Origin of the sequence: Maricurvus nonylphenolicus, assembly GCF_042854845.1 — a bacterium.
GTDB classification, from domain to species: Bacteria; Pseudomonadota; Gammaproteobacteria; order Pseudomonadales; family Cellvibrionaceae; genus Maricurvus; species Maricurvus nonylphenolicus.
In genome coordinates, this window is the sequence record NZ_AP031498.1 from 1,766,566 (window position 1) to 1,783,718 (window position 17,153).

A 17,153-nucleotide genomic window follows, 5' to 3' on the forward strand; every position below is an offset into this window, starting at 1 on the left:
GATGTCTCCAAGGCGTGCGCACCCGTTAAGCATATAAATATAAATAATTAGGAGAGTTTGCCATGAAAACGATATCGCCTAAGCTGTTGCCTTTTGCGATTGCCGCAAGTCTATCGAGTGGGTTTGCACAGGCCGAAGGCTTTGCGCTAGAGGAAATCGTTGTTACGGCGCAAAAACGCGCCCAGGGTCTGCAGGACGTCCCTATTTCTATCAGTGCGGTGACCGGTGAGAAGATTGCCGATATGGGTATTCGTGACCTGGAAGAGGTTGCACTGTATACGCCTAATGTCACCATCAACCCAGGCCAGGCTTCCCCCAACATCTTTATTCGCGGCATTGGTTCAGGTACTAATGCGGGTTTTGAGCAGTCCGTTGGTCTCTATGTCGATGGCATCTATTCCGGCCGTGGTGAGCTGGCCAATGTGCCTTTCCTCATGGATGTTGAGCGCGTTGAAATCCTCAAAGGCCCGCAGGGTACGCTGTTTGGTAAAAATACCATTGGTGGTGCCATCAATGTGACCTCGGCAAAACCAACGTCTGACTTTGAAGGTTATGTGGAAGGACTTTACGAGGCTGAAATTGGTGAGCAGATATACACCGGAGTTGTATCCGGTCCGCTGACCGAGAATTTGGGCGCACGTATTGCGTTCCGCCACAGTGAAACCGATGGCTGGGTGGAAAACACCACTAATGGCCGCGAAGGCCCAGATAATAACGAGAACTTTGTGCGCACCACTTTGGTTTGGGATGCAGCAGAAGATCTTGAAGTGATTGCCAAATATGAATACGGCGAGTTTGACCGCGATGGCAGTAACCGCGAGATTTATCAGACCAGCGCTGCAGGTGCACCAGTATACCCTGATAGTGTGTTAAACGATAAAGCGCAAATGGATTTTACGGAGACCAATGCGTCGCGTACCCATACCGGTTCGGTTACCGTTAACTACGCGTTGGGTGATATAACCCTGACATCCATTAGTGGCTACTCGGCCTATGATCGCACACGGGCTGAAGATGCCGATCAGTCGCCGAATCCTGCTTTGGGTCGTATTCGACATGATGATTACGAGCAATATAGTCAGGAGTTGCGCCTGGTGTCACCGGGTGGTGAGACCATTGATTGGATTGCCGGTGTTTACTGGCAGGCATCTACTCTGGAAGTGAACCGTGAATTTATTGATTTTGATCTTAATGAATTGACCAATGGCGGTGCGGCGCCCTTGGCTATTGCAGCACCTCTGGCGTTGATCGGTGACGCACAATATCTGACGGAGTTTGATCAGGAAACCGATGGCGCTTCTGCCTTTGCTCAGGCCACCTGGAATATCAATGAAGAGTTTCGGGTAACCCTGGGGTTACGCTATGACGAAGAAACCAAAGAGCTGGATAAACGTGCTTATATGACCGAAGCCTACGGTTTGGGTATTGGTGCAGGTGCAAGCCCGGTATTGCCCGTTGGTGGCGGTCAGTTTGTTGTGGTTGAGGATCTACGTACCCACGAATTTACTGATCTGGAAAGAGACAGTGAACAGTGGACCTGGTCTTTCAACACGCAGTGGGATATTACCCCTGATGTGATGGCGTACTTCTCGGCCAGTACTGGCTTTAAGTCCGGCGGTTTTGATGAAGCCTATTCCGGCTCAGATGAAACTGTGCGTGTGGTTACCATGCCAGGATTTGTCGAGGTGGGTAACGCCGACTCTCGTGCTAACACCAGCGATATTCTCGAATATGAAGACGAAGAAGTGTTGAACTTTGAGGTGGGCGCCAAAATGTCTTTGTTGGATGGCGCTGCTGAGTTGAACGTTGCTGTCTTCCGTAGCGAGTTTGACGATATGCAGGTCAGTGCGCTGGTAGGGGATGTATTCCGTGTCTCCAATGCGGGTAAGTCAATCTCGCAGGGCTTGGAATTGGATGGCCGCTGGCGTCTGAGTGAGAGCTGGACGCTATCGGGATCCGTTGCCTACTTGGATGCCACCTACGATGAGTTTGATACTGCGCCATGTACTGTGCCCCAGTCTGTGGCCTACAGTGGTTCCGGCTCATGTACTCAGGATCTTGAAGGTGAAACCCTGCTGTATTCCCCTGAATATGCAGCGAACTTAAGTCTGGAATATGTGACTTTTCTAACCGATCAGTTGGAGTTGCGTAACGTTGTGGATGTGAACTACCAGGACGAATTCTATTCCGCGCTGGATTTGGATCCGAATACCAAGCATGACTCGGCTACCAAGGTGAATTTGCGCATTGCGTTGAGTGATGTGGATGAACAGTGGAGTGTGGCACTGATCGCTAAAAACATTACCGATAAAGAAACCACCAACTTTAATAACGATGTGCCGTTTACGGCAACCGGTACTTACTTCGGTATTAAAGACCGTCCAAGAACCATCGCCATTCAAGGGCGCTATAGTTTCTAGAGTCTCTCTCTCGCCTCTGTCGTTTTGACAGCAGCCGCTAGCGTTTTGCTAGCGGCGACTTTTCTTTTTACCCTATCAGAGTAAGAGGTAATTTGTGTCTTCAGCATTACCGCTTTGTCAGATTGCCATGAGTGTCCTCGATCAGCCTGGGACCTATGCGTGGTATCAGCAATTATTTGGTTTTTTACCTGCGGGGGGGACTAATTCCTTTCGTGGCCCTATTGCCTCCAGTATTCAGGGGATTCCCAAAGCGGCGTCTTCCTGTTGGTGGTTGGTGGATCAGCAATCTCAGTTTCAGATAGAGCTATTTCAATTTGAGTCACCTGTAGTGCGTCCGCAGGCGAAAGACTGGCGTCCTTGCGATATTGGTTATTCCATGGTGTCACTATGGGTGAAAGATTTTGATGCTTGCCTGACTCGGTTGGATAGGTTGGGTGGCAAGCTGGAAAGCGCAGTGCAGGGTAAATCTGGACAGCGCAGAGCCTGTTTTCGAGATCCAGAAGGTGTTCTTCTGGAAATTATGGAAGAGGACATCCGTGCTCGATCCAAGCGCCAGCGGCCAAATCTGTCGGCTTCGGTGGCAGTTCGTAGTGTCACAATGTCTGTTGAAGATATAGAACGTTCTGCGCAATTGATGGGGGATATTTTTGGAATGCAGGAGTTGGATTCAGAGTTAATCCATTCCGCTGAACACGAGAGTTTGTGGGGCTTAACTGGCGCCCAGCGGTTACAACGTGTATTTGACGCTGGCGATATGTTTATCGAAATAGTCCAGTACCAGCAACCGCTTGGCAAAAAGTTGCCGGACGACTACCGCATCAGCGATCAGGGACTGTTGAATATTGCCTTTGGCTTTAGAAGTTGGCGTGAGTTCAACCGGGTTCACAAACGCTGCAAGGCCAATGGTATTTTAGGCAACAGCCGAGCGTTGCATCTTGGCGCCTGGAGTGTGGTGTATGTCAACGATCAGCAGGGATTTAGCTTCGAGCTATTGATGGTAAAACCCTGGTACGACAGTTTTATGGGTTTTAAAGCAAAGCCCGGCTGGAAGCAATCCGATAAGCTGGAACCATCACTAAGGCTTTGAGGAATACTGCATGAATGCAGACAAATTAAGAGCGTGCTGGTCAACGGCGTTTATTAGTGGCGCTAACAGTGGCTTGGGGCTCTATCTTGCTGAGAGCTTTGTTCGCTCAGGTATAAGTTTGGCTCTGTTTGACCTTAAGTTTGATGAAGTTGTTGTTCAGCGCCTAAAGAAAATGGCTGAGCAACACCAGGTTAAAGTTGGTTTTTGGCAAACGGATTTATGTGATGAACATGTAATTGCTGAAGCGGCAAAAGCTGCAGCTGCCAGCATTGGTTCGCCCGATCTGGCGATTAACTGCGCGGGTATTCAGCTGGCCAAAACCTTTGACGAATTATCGAATTCGGAATTCGAAAAGGTTATTGCTGTTAATCTGTTTGGTAGTCGTAATTTTGCCAATGCGGTACTGCCAGTCATGCAACCAGGCGCCCAGTTGGCTTTTTTATCCTCCCTAGCGGGGCTGGTGCCGAATTACAGCTATGCCGCCTATAACGCCTCAAAATTTGCTGTGTTGGGTATGGCTGGTGCTATTCGTCTTGAAGAATTGCCGCGTAACATTGCCGTCTCGGTTATCTGTCCAGCAGAAATTAATACACCGATGGTTGAGAAAGAGCTTAAAACCATGCATCCGGTAACGCGGCGTTTGAAATCATTTGCGGGAACCTTGGAGGTCGATCAAGCCTGCGATGAAATGATCCGCAGTTTAATGAAAAAGAGACAGCTGATTATTCCCGGTTTTCGCCCCAAATTTACCTATTTCCTCAGTCGCTATTTCCCAGGACTTATGCAACGCATCAGTGAGTCAATGGTGACCGATACATTATCAAAGAACATGAAAAGCAGCTCCAATGCGAGCGCAGTTTAATCTGTAATAACTCACACTACGTCAGGTAAATACTATGAGTATCTCATCCGATCAGAAAAAGTGGATGTACGAAACCATGTCGCTGATTCGTTTTTATGAAGATCAGATTGGCATGATCTACTTTGAAGGTAAGCTGCCACCCAAAGTCCAAAAGGGACTGGCTTTTGATCTGGGTGCTGGCCCCATTCCGGGGGAAATGCACTTGTCCGCCGGTCAGGAAGCTGCAGCCGTGGGCTCCTGTATTCATTTGCAGCAAGGGGACTCCGTTTGGGGTACTCACCGCGCCCATCATTTTGCTATTGCCCATGGTGTGGATCTCAAGGCTATGACGGCAGAGATGTTTGGCAAGGTAGATGGCTTGTGCCGGGGTAAAGGCGGGCATATGCACCTGTTTGACCCGAAAGCCAAATTTGCTTGTACCGGTATTGTCGGCGCGGGTATTCCGCAAGCGGTGGGGGCTGGACTGGCTTATAAAAAAGCAGGCAGCGGCGCAGTCGCTTTGGCGGAGTTCGGCGAGGGGGCTGCCAACGAGGGAGCCTTCCATGAAGCCCTGAATATGGCGGGCCTTTGGAATCTGCCTTGTGTGTTTGTCTGCCAGGACAATAACTACGGTATTTCCACCAATAAAGCCACGTCGACAGCTGTGGAATCCAATGCAGACCGTGCATCCAGTTACGGTATTCCAGGTATCAAGGTTGATCAGAATCACCCGGAACGCGTATTTGAGGCGGTTGCAGAAGCGGTAGCCAGGGCCAGAGAAGGGCTGGGCAGCACCCTGATCGAAGTCAAAGTGGATCGCTATTATGGCCACTTCCAGGGGGACCCTGAAATTTATCGGCCTAAAGGTGAAGTGGAAAAACTGCAGCGTGACGATCCTATTCCCGCCTATGCCAAGCAGCTGGTCGAAGAGGGTGTATATACCGATGCAGAAATCAAGGACGTTCAAAAGCGCGTAGAAGCGCGAGTCATTGAAGCCATTGAATATGCTCGGGCCAGCGAGTATCCGGATATCTGTGAAGCTTGGCAGCATGCGTTTGTTTAATTGGGAGTGGATAGTAGGAGTAGAGAGAAATGAGTGATACAGCTATACGTAACCGTCCCTTCTTTCAGGCAATGGTAGAAGGTATTGAGCAGGAAATGGAACGCGATGAAACCGTTTTCTGCATGGGTGAAGACATTGGCAAGATGGGTGGTGTTTTCCAGTCCACTGCTGGTTTGATGCAAAAATTTGGTGAAGATCGGGTGATGGACACTCCCATTTCTGAAACCGCCATGATGGGCGCAGCATTAGGTGCAGCGGTGGAAGGTTATCGACCCATTGTGGAATTGATGTTCGTTGATTTTATGGGCGTCTGCTTTGGTCAGATTATGAATGAAATCAGCAAGGTAGCCTATATGTCTGGTGGCAATGTCAATGCGCCGCTGGTGATTACCGCGAGTACCGGTGGTGGTTTTTCCGATGCTGCCCAACACTCACAAACCCTGCACGGTTTGTTTGCCCATGTACCTGGTTTAAAGGTGGTTGCGCCGTCTAATCCGCACGATGCCAAAGGCCTGATGATCAGTGCTATTCGCGATAATAACCCGGTCGTTTACTTGTTCCATAAGGCCATTATGGGCTTACCTGTGATGGGGTATATCGATGTCGAAATCGATAACCATGTGCCGGAAGAAAGCTACGCGATTCCGTTGGGCGAAGCGCGGATTGTCCGAGAAGGTACCGATGTCACGATCGTTGGCCTGTCACAAACGGTACAAAAAGCTGCAGTTGCGGCGGAACAGTTGGCCGAGCAGGGTATCTCTGCGGAAGTGATTGACCCCAGAACCCTGGTGCCTCTGGATATCGATAGCATCGTTGCTTCGGTGCAAAAAACCGGTCGCTTGCTCGTGGTTGATGAGGATTATCTGCACTATGGCATGACAGGGGAGCTATCCGCTGTGATCGCCGAGCGTTTGGACTCCATTAAATTGAAATCCCCTGTCAAACGCTTGGGTATTAATGGTGTATCCATTCCCTATTCACGCCCGTTGGAGCAGGCGGCAATCCCTCAGGTTGAGCATATTGTTGAGGAAGTTGCCGCCATGATGGAAGTTTCCGTTTTATAACCCCCGTTAGTAGCTAGACTAAATAGAGAAATACAAGATGGCAGAGATAACATTAAATGGCGAAGCCTGGGAAGGCGTAGAAGCTGGTACTGAGGCATTACTGGATGAGTGGTTGGTTGCTGAGGGCGATACTGTAGAGGCCGGTCAGGTAATTGCCCGTGTGGTTTTGGTAAAAGCCAACCATGAAATCGAAGCGCCTGTCGGCGGAACGGTAAGTGCTATTACTGTTACCGAAGAAGCCTACTTTGTTGAAGGCACCGTGCTGGCAACCATTGGCTAATCGCAGAATAACCAAGGCTAATAACATGACAGAAGTGCTCGAAGATCAACACATTGAGTCTATTCCGCTAAAAGGCATTCGCGGCATTATCGCCAAATCCCTCAGCGGTGCCTGGCAGGCGCCCAGGGTCGCTCAGACCCTTGAAGTGAATTTGCGTGATGTGATGCCATTGATTCCTGCGATGCGCGAAGCATCCGGAAAGAAAATCACTATCACCCATATTTTGTTAAAAGTACTTGCTCAGGTCCTGCCAGAACACAAAGGTCTCAATGGCATTGTTTCTGACAAAACAATTGAACATTGGCAGTCAGTGAACCTTGGTGTTGCCGTAAATACTGAGGTGGGTGTTGTTGTTCCTGTGGTTGAGTATGCCAACGAAAAAACACTGGAAACGATTGTTGATGAGATGGGTATGCTTGCCAACAAGGCGCGCCAAGGCAGCTTGCCTGCGTCCGCTTATCAAGGCGGCAGCTTTACGGTAAGTACTTTGGGAATGACCGGGATTGACTGGTTTACCCCGGTATTAAACCCACCCCAAATTGCCATTCTGGGTGTTGGAGCGGTAAAGCAGAAACCCTGGGTTGTCGAGGGTAAGGTTGAGGCCTGCCCTGTGATGGCGTTGAGCTTGGTATTTGATCACCGGGCACTGGACGGTTATCAGGCGGGATTGTTTTTGGCGGATCTAGGCAGGCGTTTAGAAGCTATTACCGCGGAGGCGTTACAGGGCTAATGTCGATGGTGGAGGTTAAGTGTTTTAGTGGCAGTGCAGTTGAAGAGCAAGAGGCCCTGATTGCGTGCCTGGATGCTGAACCCTCCAAGGCTGAATTATGGCTTTGGCTGTACGACCAGCCCTCCATCATTTTGGGTTGCAGCCAGCGTCGACAACTTGAAACCTGGCAACAAGCTGTTATCGACAAAGGTTACAACGTTGATGTGATGGCTCGCAGAGCTGGCGGTGGGGTCGTACTTGCTGGAACCAATATGTTAAGTGCCAGCTTGATTTTGCCTCACGATAAAAAAGACATTGGCCTTGTCGCCAGTTTTGAATGGTTTGGTCGAGCCTGGCAGGCTGCGCTCAAAGCTCAAGGTATTAACAGCAGTTTAGCGGTGGCGGAAGACTTCGCCGATTTCAAGAAACAGGCAGCAGAGTATATTGATTGGATTTGTTTTGCCGGTTTATCCCATGGCGAATTATTGGATTCCGAAGGCAAAAAACTGGTGGGTCTAGCCCAGATTCGCAAGCGCCATGCCACGGCTATTGTCAGCGGTTTGATCACCGGGCAGCAGAATTGGGACATGATTATTGATCTTTATCCTGGCCTAACGGCAAGTGAAGGGAAATTGGCCTTAGCTAAGCTGGATAACATGGTTGCCTCATCCGGTTTGAGTTTGGATAAAACAACCTTAGCCCATGATCTGGTGTCGACATTAAATACTGAATATCTCATGTAATACCTTGCAGAAATGGAGGTGTTAAAAAGTGAAATTTAAAAAAGTTATTGTAGGTGGATAGTTATGACTGATAGTTGGATAGCTTATCAAGGTAAGGTGTTTGATCTTAGTGGAGGCGAGTTACAAAAGCATTGGATTAAAATGCATGCCGGTAATTTGGAACCCTTTCCAGCGGAAGCTGCTGTACAGGACGCCTGGCGAGCCTACCATGAGGGACGTTTTGCCGAGGCTGTAGCGCTGGGCAAGCAGGCAGGTGGTAGAGGATTGATTGCTGCGGCTTTTGCCGCGACGATTTATACGCAATATGTGGCGGCTGACGAAGACAAAGAAGCGCTCTTTAAACAGGCTATCGAGATTTCAGAAGCAGCATTGGAGGCTAATCCTGACAGTGCCAATGCGCATTATATGTATGCGGTATCCGTAGGCCGCTACAGCCAGTTTATCAATATTATTGAAGCCTTGGCTCAGGGCATTGCGACCAAAATTAAAGATGCGATTTTAAAGTGTCTGGAATTGGAACCCGGTCATGTGGAAGGCATGGTGACCTATGCTGGCTGGAATGCGGAGATTGTGGATAAAGCCGGTTCCATGATGGCCAATCTGACCTATGGCGCCAAAAAGCAGCAAGCCATGGATACCTTTGAGGAAGCTTTGGCATTAAAAATCGATTCACCTGTACCGGCTATTGAAATGGCTAACGGTATCTTGCTCATGTACGGTGATTTGGAACGTGAGCGTGCGGAAGCACTGTTAAGTTCGGCTGTTGCTGTAGAGCCAGCAGATGCCATGCAGTATCTGGATATTGAAAAGGCCAAGGCGTTATTGGCTGAGCTGCCGGAAATGACATTCTAGTTTATTCTTCTGGGGCGACGGTATAGTCGCCCTTGCTTTTATCTTTCCATATCGTTCTAGTGTGTGTTGCACTTCTCGCGCCATTCTTGAGGCGATGTTCCTGTATGTCGTTTAAAGGCTCGAGAAAATACACTGGGTTCTGCATAGCCCAGCATATCCGAGAGCTGGGTTAGGGGGATCTGTGATTCTTGCAGATAGCGCTTGGCCTGCTCAAAACGTACCTGGTCCAGCAGCTCTTTGAATGTATGGCCTTCCTCTTTGAGTTGTCTTTGTAAACGTCTGCGAGTGGTAGATAACAGTTCGGCAGCCTTATCAATATTCACGGCGTCAGTGAAAAGCAATTGGCAAATTAAATTCTTAACCTGGTGGGAAAGACTTTCGCTATGGCTTTGTATTTTTTGTTCCAGATGCTCTTTCAAAATGCGGTGTAGTTGTGGATTGGCATCGCTGATAGGTTTCTTTAATATCGAAGCGCTGAAGACCATAGCATTGACTTCCTGGTCATACTCAATCGGGCAGCCAAAATGTCGTCTAAGGCTAAGATCGTCAGCGGGTTTTTTGGTAGCGCACAAGATGCGTTCGGGATTCCACGATGGGCCACACATAATGCGCAAAATGTTGACGCCAATACCACAGCTTAAAAATAGTTGTTGATGGGTTGAAACATCGATATCACTTTTTACCAAAAAAGTAATTTCTGCACGGTCTCCATCGGTTGTGAGCTTGAGGTCGGCCCCCTCGTTATGCACATGAAAGTAGGTCTTCAAGTGTTTAAGTGCCGTGGCAATGTTAGGGGAAGACTCCATGATAAAACCAATGGGGCCTAGCATGTCGAGTTTTTGGTGTTGTGAAAGTTGAACACCAAAATCTGCGCGTCCACTCATTTCGGCCGACAGATTGAGTAACTTTAAAAATGCCGTATAGGATATGAGGCGGTCTTCATCTTCGAGTACATCGGTTGGCAAACCAACACTATTTAGCATGATTTGTGGAGACAAACCGAGAGACTCACAGGTTGGGTGAAATCCCTTTAAACTGCCAGCTCGCACCATATACTCTCTCATAGGGCACCTGTATGTAGTGATCACAGATCGTGTTTGATTGTGGGGTACTTTCTTATCATTATTAGACTAGTATTCTTGTGCCGGTACCTAAAGTCAAGCCGGTGAAATTATCCCGTAATATCCTTTCAATGCCCAATAATCGTGTTGAGAAAATGCTGAAAACTAAGCGTGTGAATATTCTGATGAGTGTGTTGGTAATCGGTGTGATACTGATATCCATGGGTACTTTTCAGGTAGCCCAAAATACTTCTCGTCAGCATTATCTGGTTTCTTATTCTGGCGGTGGCATTACCCAGCTGCAGCTTGATGATACCAGGCGGTCATTTACAGCAAGTGATGAGGTTGATGATAAACACTTGCTTGATTTTCTGATAGATGAGGCGCTTCTGGTTGAGCGGGCTAAGGCACTGGGGGTTGTCGAATCTGATACGACCATCCGCAAGGCATTATCACGCAGCCTGATTGATCAGGCCTCCCGCGAAGCGGTAGCTGAGGTTCCTTCAACCGCTGAATTGGAAGCGTTTTATCGTAATCATAAAGCACTGTTCCAGAGCGCTGAGAAAACACGTATAAAAGTTTTTCTTCTTAAAGAAAATAGTAATAACGGAACGCAGGTCCAGGCAGTGCGAGATCGCTTGTTACAGCAAGAAAATATCTCCGAGTATTTATCCCCCTATATTTCGGCTTTACCCTCCGGCTATATCAATCTTTCGGCTCTGCCGAAGTATATTGGTCCGAGTCTGGCGTTAGCTGCTGCAAGCTTGCGAAAAGGGGATGTATCCCAACCGATAGTTGTTGGCGAAAAGATCTACCTGATTTCTTGTGGCGGTTATATCGAATCCCAGGCATTGGCTTTTGCAGAGGTTAAGGATGAGGTGTTACTGGAGTTCCAGCGTCGACAACGCGATAAAGCCTTGCGAAACCTGTTGAATGACTTGTGGGACAAGTCGTCAATAACGATTACGGAGCAATTGGGTTTTACGGTCAAGGATATTCAGCAGGGAGATAGTACCGATGGTTAACAAGCAAATGTACTTTCTGTTGGCATGTGTTTTTGTTGGGGCTGCTGCGGCTATTTGGCAAAGTGATCGATTAGAATCGGCTACGGTCTTAGCCAGTGATACTGTTGCGCAGGTAAATGGTCATCCCATTCGTCTGGTGGATTACAGTCGCACCCTGGATGCTATAGCGGATGATCGCCGTGAAGAGCTAAGCGATATTGACCGACAGTTTGTTTTACGCCGCTTGATAGAAGAAGAGCTTTTAGTACAGGAAGCTATCCAGCTGGATATGATTACTGACAAGAGAAACGTAAGGCGTTTGGTTGCAGAGGTGATGCTGGATTCTATTGTGGCGAACCTGGATGTTGTAGAACCTACAGATAAGGAAATTGAGGAAACTTATCAGCGTGTGATTAGCAGGGATGGCATGTCAGTCGGTGACAAGGCTAAGTTAGATCAGCTTCGTCCTGCATTGATAGCTTTGATCAAACAAGAACACCAAAGCCGGGAGTTAAATGACTACACGGCGTGGATGCGACGTCAGGCTAACCTGCAATATCATACGAGTGAGGTTAACTAGCGATATGTTGATTCACACCTATCTACGATTTCTGCTGGTGTTTTTATTGTTGTGCAGTAGCAGTCTGGTCGATGCTCATTCTCGCAGCCAATCATTTTCCCGCTGGTCAATAGATAACAATCGGCTGGATTTTACCTTTACCGTAAGTGCCAGAGAGATTACGCGTTTGCCGCAAGTGGAAGGCAACCATTCAAGCCTGCAGGCACTGTTGGATAATCATCTGCGGCGCTCTATTTCTGTCTCTATTAATGAGAAGGCATGCGTATTCAAACAGCCGTTAACCTTTCTTGAACCTGGTAAAGGGCTACTCCGCGCTGAAGGAAGCTTCCTATGCGATCAAACCGAGATTAAGGGCGAGGATGAGTTAAAAATTACCAACCATAGTTTTTTCACTGTCGCTCCCTCGCATATTCACTATGCGCGCATAGGGGCGCTCAATGAGATGCCTGCGGATTTTGTGCTGAGTAATGCGCGTCGGGAAGCGAAACTGAATTTGTTGGGTGACAGTGTAGAAGTCAGTAATAGCTTTCTGACCTATCTGGCATTAGGGGTAGAACATATTCTGCTGGGGGCCGATCACCTTATTTTTGTATTAACCCTGTTGTTGGTATCCCGAGGATGGCGTGGTGTTATCTGGTTAATCAGCGGTTTTACTTTGGGGCATAGTTTGACCTTGGGGCTGGCGGCAACGGGTGTACTGATCCCCAATGTACCGGTGATTGAAGCGTTGATTGGTTTTACGATTGCATTGGTGGCATTGGAGGCCTATCTACTCAGACAGCCTGGTTACAATGGTGTATTGGGCATTTGGGCTGCCGCTCTGTTGGTGATGATAATCGCGAGTTTGATGGGCACACTTTCACTGTCATCGCTGGCGTTGGCTGGATTGCTACTGTTTAGTTTTGCGTATTTACGTTTAAGTCAGCAGTTAACCGTTAACTTCCACTTGCACCTGGTGATGACAGGATTTTTTGGCCTTATTCACGGCTTTGGTTTTGCCAATGTATTGCTGGAAATTGGTCTGCCAGAAGAGCAGACATTACTGGCTCTTCTGGCCTTTAACCTGGGGGTTGAAGCTGGACAATTGGCCTTTTTGGGGGCTGTGCTCTTGTGTGTCCTGCTCTGCCGTAAAGTGAGGGTAGAGATTCATCAGCCTTTTGCAACGGCTACAGCAAGTCTTCTCTGTGGAATTGGCATATACTGGTTTGTGGAGCGGGCTTTATCTATCTAGTGGATTACTGACGGGACAGCGGAACCTTTGCTATGAGGCCATTTATTACCTGCATAATACTGTTTATGTTGTTGATAGGAGGCAGGCTTCAGGCGCAGGAAACTGTATTAAAAGAATCTATAGTGATTGCCTGCCCGGTGGGCAAATCGGACAAACTCTACCAAGTCGTTGAGACCTTATATCAACCGGTATTCGAGAAGCTTGCTTTACAGCTTGAATTACTTGAGGCACCAACTTCCAGAGCGGTTTCCCTGCTGGTGAATGGCTCCATTGATGGGATGTGTGGTATCAATCCATTATTGTTGACCGGGGAGCAGCTGGAACATTTGATTCGGATTGATGTGCCGGTAGCCATTAGTCGTTTAGAGGTCTGGTCTCATACGCCAGCTGACGTCGAGCATATTGATAGCCTACTAGGGCGTAAAGATGTTCGAGTTGGGCATATGCGCAGTCAAACCACGGTTGAGAACTATCTGAAAGCCTTGGGAGTTAAGTCGGCGGTAGCGTTAAACAATGCGAGGCAAGGGTTAAAAATGCTGGCAGCAAACCGGCTCGATTATGTCATTATCCCTCACCTTTATCATCGGCAGGAGCAAAGCTCGCTGGTAGATAGGTTTCATCGGGTCGGTATTATTGGTGAAACGACGATTTATCCTTACCTCCACAAATCACATACGGATTTAGCGGCCGATTTAAATCGTGAGCTGGAACTTCATCTCAAAACCTGGAAAAACCCACTGGTAGAGTAGGCTAAGAGTCAGACCCCATTTAGATGGAAACACTAAAGCGGCTTTTCCTCATCCAACCGACCCTCATCAGCCAGCTTTAACAAACGATCCCGCAGCTCTGCCTCAATCTTCGGCATAAACTCCGCCAGTACCGCTTCTACCACATGATTGGTTGGATGGGCGTGGATTTCAGGCACGGGCGGGTGCTCTTTGATAACCTCCACCAGGGGTTTATTGGTATGTAGACGGTCGCGAATATGTTTTGGCAGGAAGGGGTTTTCGCCGCGAGCTTTGGGCATTGACGGCTTTTGTGCTTTTGCCTCTGGTTTCGGGTCCTTCTTGCTGGGCTTGGCTTCTTCCGGGGCCACTGCCGGTGTAACACTTTCTTCTTCTGGCGTGGTCTTTTGCGCGGGCTCTTTCTCGCCGTGTTCGAATAGGCTCTGTTGCCCGGGCAGGGCGTGAGGTGCTTGGCTGAGTGGAGGTAGATCTCCGACAGCTTCTATGTCAGCTATTGTGTCAGCTTCCAATTCCTCTTGTAATGCCGCGTAGTAGTCAGTTTCTTCAATGGCCTCTGGTATTTCTGTGTCAAGCTCAGAAACCACTTCTGTGATATTGTCTGTTTCAGTGTCTTCAGCTTCACTTCCGACTTGAGCCTCGCGCCAGACTTGCTGTTCTTGCTGCAGTTGATCTTCTGCCGCAGAAATTTGCTGATCGAGAATTTCTGCTTGCTCTTCAGTCAGAGCCGCAGGTTCGTTTTCTACTGATTCCTCTACGGTTTCTATCTGTGGTTCACTCTGCGGCTCAGTCTCCTGAATCAACAAAAACTCATCGCTATTGTCTTCGTGCGTTTGGGGCTCTTGTTGGTTGTCTTGCTTGTCTTCAGATGTTTCTGATTCAAGCGCCGACAGGTCCAATTCAGCATTTACCGGTAGCTCTGTCGAGGCTTCGATATTATTCAGCAGTTCGCTGTAGATCTCTTCGGCTTTACCGACAGCCTGGGATTCCGTATGGCTAGCAGGTTCAGTTTGGCCGGTTATAGCTGTTTGGTGCGTCGTTTCCCATTCCATCGCCGTTGTATGGTCGGCGTTGTTGAGTTGGGAAATATTATCCAGCTCTGGTGTGAGTAAGGGGATATCCGCATCGTCAATAGCGACATAGGTCTCAGCGTCTATATGAGGCTCTTCGTGGAGGGTCTGAGGCTCTACATGAAGGGGCTGAGGCTCTTCATCCAGTGATAAAGGTTCCAGCGTGGGCACCAGCTGCTCGTGCTGTGCTGTAGACGATGCAGGCTCAACATGCTGGGTCAGAACCGGAATATCCTCCGGAGCCAGACTGTCATCCAGGGTGGGAATGTCGGCAAACTCATCTTCGTTGAGCAGGTCTTTGATGGACTCCAACTCACCGAGAATCGCTTGTTTCTCTTCACGTTTATCCTTGGACATGATCTGTCTTATTCCCTGGGCTTAGTTTGGGCTTATTGTTATCTTAGGCGCGTTTGCGCATATCGTTCGACTGTATGGGGTAACCACGGTCACGGTAAAAACCATAGTGCTCACGTGTAGATTTTAGTACGTCTGGCGCCTGACAGACAATTTCTGCCAGACGTTCAAAGCGGCTAAAGTAGCCGGGTACCTGATCGCTGAGGTTGATTAAAAAGCCGTGGTGATCATCGCACTGCTCACCCCAGCCTATCAGTACATTGTCACCGCCCAGATCCTCTGCCTGAATGGCATGGGGAATAAAGCTTTCCGGACGGAAGGTCCACAGTAGCTGGTCGATCTCCTGGGCCTGATCTTTATCACGCACAGCGACATAGACCCGTAAGCCGTGCTGGCGGGCCTTGTCGATCAGGCGGCAGGCGAAGTGTAATCGCGCTGCCTCCTCGGCATCGGGCAAAATATAAAAATCGATGCGTGTCATTCCGGCTCCACGTTAGCCCTGCTGCTGCAGGTACTCGACCAACAGCGGTACTGGACGGCCAGTAGCCCCTTTGGCACCACCGGAGAGCCAGGCGGTACCGGCAATATCCAGGTGCGCCCAGTCATATTTCTTGGTGAAACGGCTCAGGAAACAGGCCGCAGTGACACTGCCGGCATCGCGACCACCGATATTGGCAATATCGGCAAAGTTACTGTCGAGCTGGGACTGGTATTCATCCCACAGCGGCATATGCCAGGCTTTATCGCCAGCCTGCTTGCCTGCATCCAGCAGCTTTTCAGCCAGTTCGTCGTTGTTACTGTACAGGCCAGTGGCGTGCTTACCCAGGGCAATCACACAGGCGCCGGTCAGGGTCGCAACATCAACCACGGCTTTCGGCTTGTAGCGTTCGGCGTAGGTAAGGGCATCACACAGTACCAGGCGGCCCTCAGCATCGGTATTGAGGATTTCAATGGTTTGGCCAGACATGGAGCTCACAATGTCACCAGGCTTGGTAGCGCGACCGCTAGGCATATTCTCAGCGGCGGCAATAATAGCTACAACATTGATCGGCAGCTGCATGGCAACGATGGCTTTCATGGCACCAAAGACGCTGGCAGCACCACACATATCGAACTTCATTTCATCCATACCGGCACCGGGCTTGAGGCTAATACCACCGGTATCGAAGGTGATGCCTTTACCGACCAGCACGGTAGGTTTGGCGGTTTTCTTGCCGCCTTTGTATTCCATAATGATCAGTTGGGCTTCTTCGTCGCTACCAGCTGAAACAGAGAGCAGGGAGCCCATGCCCAGTGCTTGCATCTGTTTTTCGCTGAGTGCCTTGGCTGTCAGCTTGGTTTGGCCTTTGGCCAGTTTTTTGGCTTCTTTGGTCAGGTAGGTTGGGGTGCAGACATTACCGGGCAGGTTGCCCAGGTCTTTGGTCAACGCCATGCCTTCGGCGATGGCCTGACCGCCGGCGACACCTTTTTGGGCCGCCTTTAAAGCTTTACGCTCTTCAACCGCGTAGAGGCCTTTTTTCAGGGCCACAGGTTCTGCTTTTTTACTTTTCAGTTGGGTAAATCGATAGCAGGAATTCACCAGAGCTTTGGCTGTTTGTGAGGCTTTCCACTCGCTATCGCGGTCGGTAACGTTTACCTCATCCAAATACAGGGCCACGTCTTTTATTTGCGTGCCTTTCAGCGAGGAGGCTACTTTTTGAACAGTTTTGATAAACTTTTCAGGCGTCAGGCCTTTTTTAGCATCACCCAAACCAACCAGTAACAGACGATCAGCTTTGCAGCCCTCAACCTGAGGCACTAATAAGGTTTGGCTGGCTTCACCTTTAAAATCACCCTGCTTGATTAATTTATCAACAATTTTACCGCAATTGCTATTAACCGCTTTGGCGCTGGCGGTGAGTTTTCCGTTTTCGTAAACCCCGACAACGGCACAAGCGGTGCGTTGAGCGAGTACATTGGCGACTTTGGCCTGAAATTCCATGTGCTTTCCCCAAGACAAAAAAGTTCGATTACGGGATAATAGTTTACATCAAATACAACAACAAAACGGC

The 17,153-nt window shown here is 49.0% G+C and carries 17 protein-coding genes; 13 read left to right on the plus strand and 4 right to left on the minus strand.

Annotated features, from left to right (window positions below):
- Positions 1–62 precede the first annotated feature (62 nt).
- From ACGHZ6_RS07585 to ACGHZ6_RS07625, 9 genes are all read left to right on the plus strand, one after another.
- Entirely contained in the window at positions 63–2,420 is a 2,358-nt protein-coding gene (locus ACGHZ6_RS07585) for a TonB-dependent receptor (RefSeq protein ID WP_390618225.1), read from the plus strand.
- A gap of 94 nt (positions 2,421–2,514) precedes the next feature.
- The gene (locus tag ACGHZ6_RS07590) at positions 2,515–3,507 is read left to right on the plus strand and encodes a VOC family protein (RefSeq protein ID WP_390618226.1); all 993 of its coding nucleotides are present in this window, start codon (positions 2,515–2,517) and stop codon (positions 3,505–3,507) included.
- A 10-nt stretch (positions 3,508–3,517) separates the two neighbouring features.
- Positions 3,518–4,369 carry an SDR family NAD(P)-dependent oxidoreductase gene (locus ACGHZ6_RS07595; protein WP_390618227.1) on the plus strand — a complete coding sequence of 284 codons (852 nt, stop codon included), beginning with the start codon at positions 3,518–3,520 and terminating at the stop codon, positions 4,367–4,369.
- A gap of 34 nt (positions 4,370–4,403) precedes the next feature.
- Entirely contained in the window at positions 4,404–5,411 is a 1,008-nt protein-coding gene (locus ACGHZ6_RS07600; protein ID WP_390618228.1) for a thiamine pyrophosphate-dependent dehydrogenase E1 component subunit alpha, read from the plus strand.
- A 29-nt stretch (positions 5,412–5,440) separates the two neighbouring features.
- Positions 5,441–6,475, plus strand: a complete 1,035-nt coding sequence (locus tag ACGHZ6_RS07605) for an alpha-ketoacid dehydrogenase subunit beta (protein WP_390618229.1) — start codon at positions 5,441–5,443, stop codon at positions 6,473–6,475.
- A gap of 37 nt (positions 6,476–6,512) precedes the next feature.
- Positions 6,513–6,755 carry a lipoyl domain-containing protein gene (locus tag ACGHZ6_RS07610; RefSeq protein ID WP_390618230.1) on the plus strand — a complete coding sequence of 81 codons (243 nt, stop codon included), beginning with the start codon at positions 6,513–6,515 and terminating at the stop codon, positions 6,753–6,755.
- A gap of 25 nt (positions 6,756–6,780) precedes the next feature.
- The gene (locus ACGHZ6_RS07615) at positions 6,781–7,485 is read left to right on the plus strand and encodes a 2-oxo acid dehydrogenase subunit E2 (protein WP_390618231.1); all 705 of its coding nucleotides are present in this window, start codon (positions 6,781–6,783) and stop codon (positions 7,483–7,485) included.
- Entirely contained in the window at positions 7,485–8,207 is a 723-nt protein-coding gene (locus ACGHZ6_RS07620; protein WP_390618232.1) for a lipoyl protein ligase domain-containing protein, read from the plus strand. The genes ACGHZ6_RS07615 and ACGHZ6_RS07620 overlap by 1 nt, the downstream gene beginning before the upstream one ends.
- A 63-nt stretch (positions 8,208–8,270) precedes the next feature.
- The gene (locus ACGHZ6_RS07625) at positions 8,271–9,059 is read left to right on the plus strand and encodes a hypothetical protein (protein ID WP_390618233.1); all 789 of its coding nucleotides are present in this window, start codon (positions 8,271–8,273) and stop codon (positions 9,057–9,059) included.
- Between the two features lie 56 nt (positions 9,060–9,115).
- Here ACGHZ6_RS07625 and ACGHZ6_RS07630 read toward each other — a convergent pair whose 3' ends face one another.
- Positions 9,116–10,123: an AraC family transcriptional regulator gene (locus ACGHZ6_RS07630; RefSeq protein ID WP_390618234.1), complete on the minus strand. Its 1,008-nt coding sequence runs from the start codon at positions 10,121–10,123 to the stop codon at positions 9,116–9,118.
- Positions 10,124–10,224: 101 nt separating this feature from the next.
- Between ACGHZ6_RS07630 and ACGHZ6_RS07635 the strand changes: the two genes are divergently transcribed.
- From ACGHZ6_RS07635 to ACGHZ6_RS07650, 4 genes are all read left to right on the plus strand, one after another.
- Positions 10,225–11,145, plus strand: a complete 921-nt coding sequence (locus ACGHZ6_RS07635; RefSeq protein ID WP_390618235.1) for a peptidyl-prolyl cis-trans isomerase — start codon at positions 10,225–10,227, stop codon at positions 11,143–11,145.
- The gene (locus ACGHZ6_RS07640; RefSeq protein WP_390618236.1) at positions 11,138–11,704 is read left to right on the plus strand and encodes a SurA N-terminal domain-containing protein; all 567 of its coding nucleotides are present in this window, start codon (positions 11,138–11,140) and stop codon (positions 11,702–11,704) included. Before ACGHZ6_RS07635 ends, ACGHZ6_RS07640 begins: the two co-directional genes overlap by 8 nt.
- 4 nt (positions 11,705–11,708) lie before the next feature.
- Positions 11,709–12,935 carry a HupE/UreJ family protein gene (locus tag ACGHZ6_RS07645; protein ID WP_390618237.1) on the plus strand — a complete coding sequence of 409 codons (1,227 nt, stop codon included), beginning with the start codon at positions 11,709–11,711 and terminating at the stop codon, positions 12,933–12,935.
- A gap of 65 nt (positions 12,936–13,000) precedes the next feature.
- A complete protein-coding gene (locus ACGHZ6_RS07650) occupies positions 13,001–13,684 on the plus strand; it encodes a hypothetical protein (protein WP_390618238.1) in 684 nt (227 codons plus the stop codon).
- 32 nt (positions 13,685–13,716) lie between these two features.
- Here the strand turns inward: ACGHZ6_RS07650 and ACGHZ6_RS07655 are convergent, their stop codons facing one another.
- From ACGHZ6_RS07655 to ACGHZ6_RS07665, 3 genes are read right to left on the minus strand one after another with little or no spacing between them, the layout of a single operon-like run.
- Positions 13,717–15,105: a hypothetical protein gene (locus ACGHZ6_RS07655; RefSeq protein WP_390618239.1), complete on the minus strand. Its 1,389-nt coding sequence runs from the start codon at positions 15,103–15,105 to the stop codon at positions 13,717–13,719.
- Positions 15,106–15,148: 43 nt separating this feature from the next.
- Entirely contained in the window at positions 15,149–15,583 is a 435-nt protein-coding gene (locus ACGHZ6_RS07660) for a DNA polymerase III subunit chi (protein WP_390618240.1), read from the minus strand.
- Positions 15,584–15,595: 12 nt separating this feature from the next.
- Positions 15,596–17,083 (minus strand): leucyl aminopeptidase, encoded by a 1,488-nt coding sequence (locus tag ACGHZ6_RS07665; RefSeq protein ID WP_390618241.1) that lies wholly within the window; start codon positions 17,081–17,083, stop codon positions 15,596–15,598.
- Positions 17,084–17,153 lie beyond the last annotated feature (70 nt).

Coding starts and splice junctions, on each gene's coding strand:
- ACGHZ6_RS07615 (WP_390618231.1), top strand. CDS start 6,781: ATGACAGAAGTGCTCGAAGATCAACACATTGAGTCTATTCCGCTAAAA.
- ACGHZ6_RS07625 (WP_390618233.1), top strand. CDS start 8,271: ATGACTGATAGTTGGATAGCTTATCAAGGTAAGGTGTTTGATCTTAGT.
- ACGHZ6_RS07610 (WP_390618230.1), top strand. CDS start 6,513: ATGGCAGAGATAACATTAAATGGCGAAGCCTGGGAAGGCGTAGAAGCT.
- ACGHZ6_RS07645 (WP_390618237.1), top strand. CDS start 11,709: ATGTTGATTCACACCTATCTACGATTTCTGCTGGTGTTTTTATTGTTG.
- ACGHZ6_RS07665 (WP_390618241.1), bottom strand. CDS start 17,083: ATGGAATTTCAGGCCAAAGTCGCCAATGTACTCGCTCAACGCACCGCT.
- ACGHZ6_RS07620 (WP_390618232.1), top strand. CDS start 7,485: ATGTCGATGGTGGAGGTTAAGTGTTTTAGTGGCAGTGCAGTTGAAGAG.
- ACGHZ6_RS07650 (WP_390618238.1), top strand. CDS start 13,001: ATGTTGTTGATAGGAGGCAGGCTTCAGGCGCAGGAAACTGTATTAAAA.
- ACGHZ6_RS07630 (WP_390618234.1), bottom strand. CDS start 10,123: ATGAGAGAGTATATGGTGCGAGCTGGCAGTTTAAAGGGATTTCACCCA.
- ACGHZ6_RS07605 (WP_390618229.1), top strand. CDS start 5,441: ATGAGTGATACAGCTATACGTAACCGTCCCTTCTTTCAGGCAATGGTA.
- ACGHZ6_RS07655 (WP_390618239.1), bottom strand. CDS start 15,105: ATGTCCAAGGATAAACGTGAAGAGAAACAAGCGATTCTCGGTGAGTTG.
- ACGHZ6_RS07600 (WP_390618228.1), top strand. CDS start 4,404: ATGAGTATCTCATCCGATCAGAAAAAGTGGATGTACGAAACCATGTCG.
- ACGHZ6_RS07585 (WP_390618225.1), top strand. CDS start 63: ATGAAAACGATATCGCCTAAGCTGTTGCCTTTTGCGATTGCCGCAAGT.
- ACGHZ6_RS07640 (WP_390618236.1), top strand. CDS start 11,138: ATGGTTAACAAGCAAATGTACTTTCTGTTGGCATGTGTTTTTGTTGGG.
- ACGHZ6_RS07660 (WP_390618240.1), bottom strand. CDS start 15,583: ATGACACGCATCGATTTTTATATTTTGCCCGATGCCGAGGAGGCAGCG.
- ACGHZ6_RS07595 (WP_390618227.1), top strand. CDS start 3,518: ATGAATGCAGACAAATTAAGAGCGTGCTGGTCAACGGCGTTTATTAGT.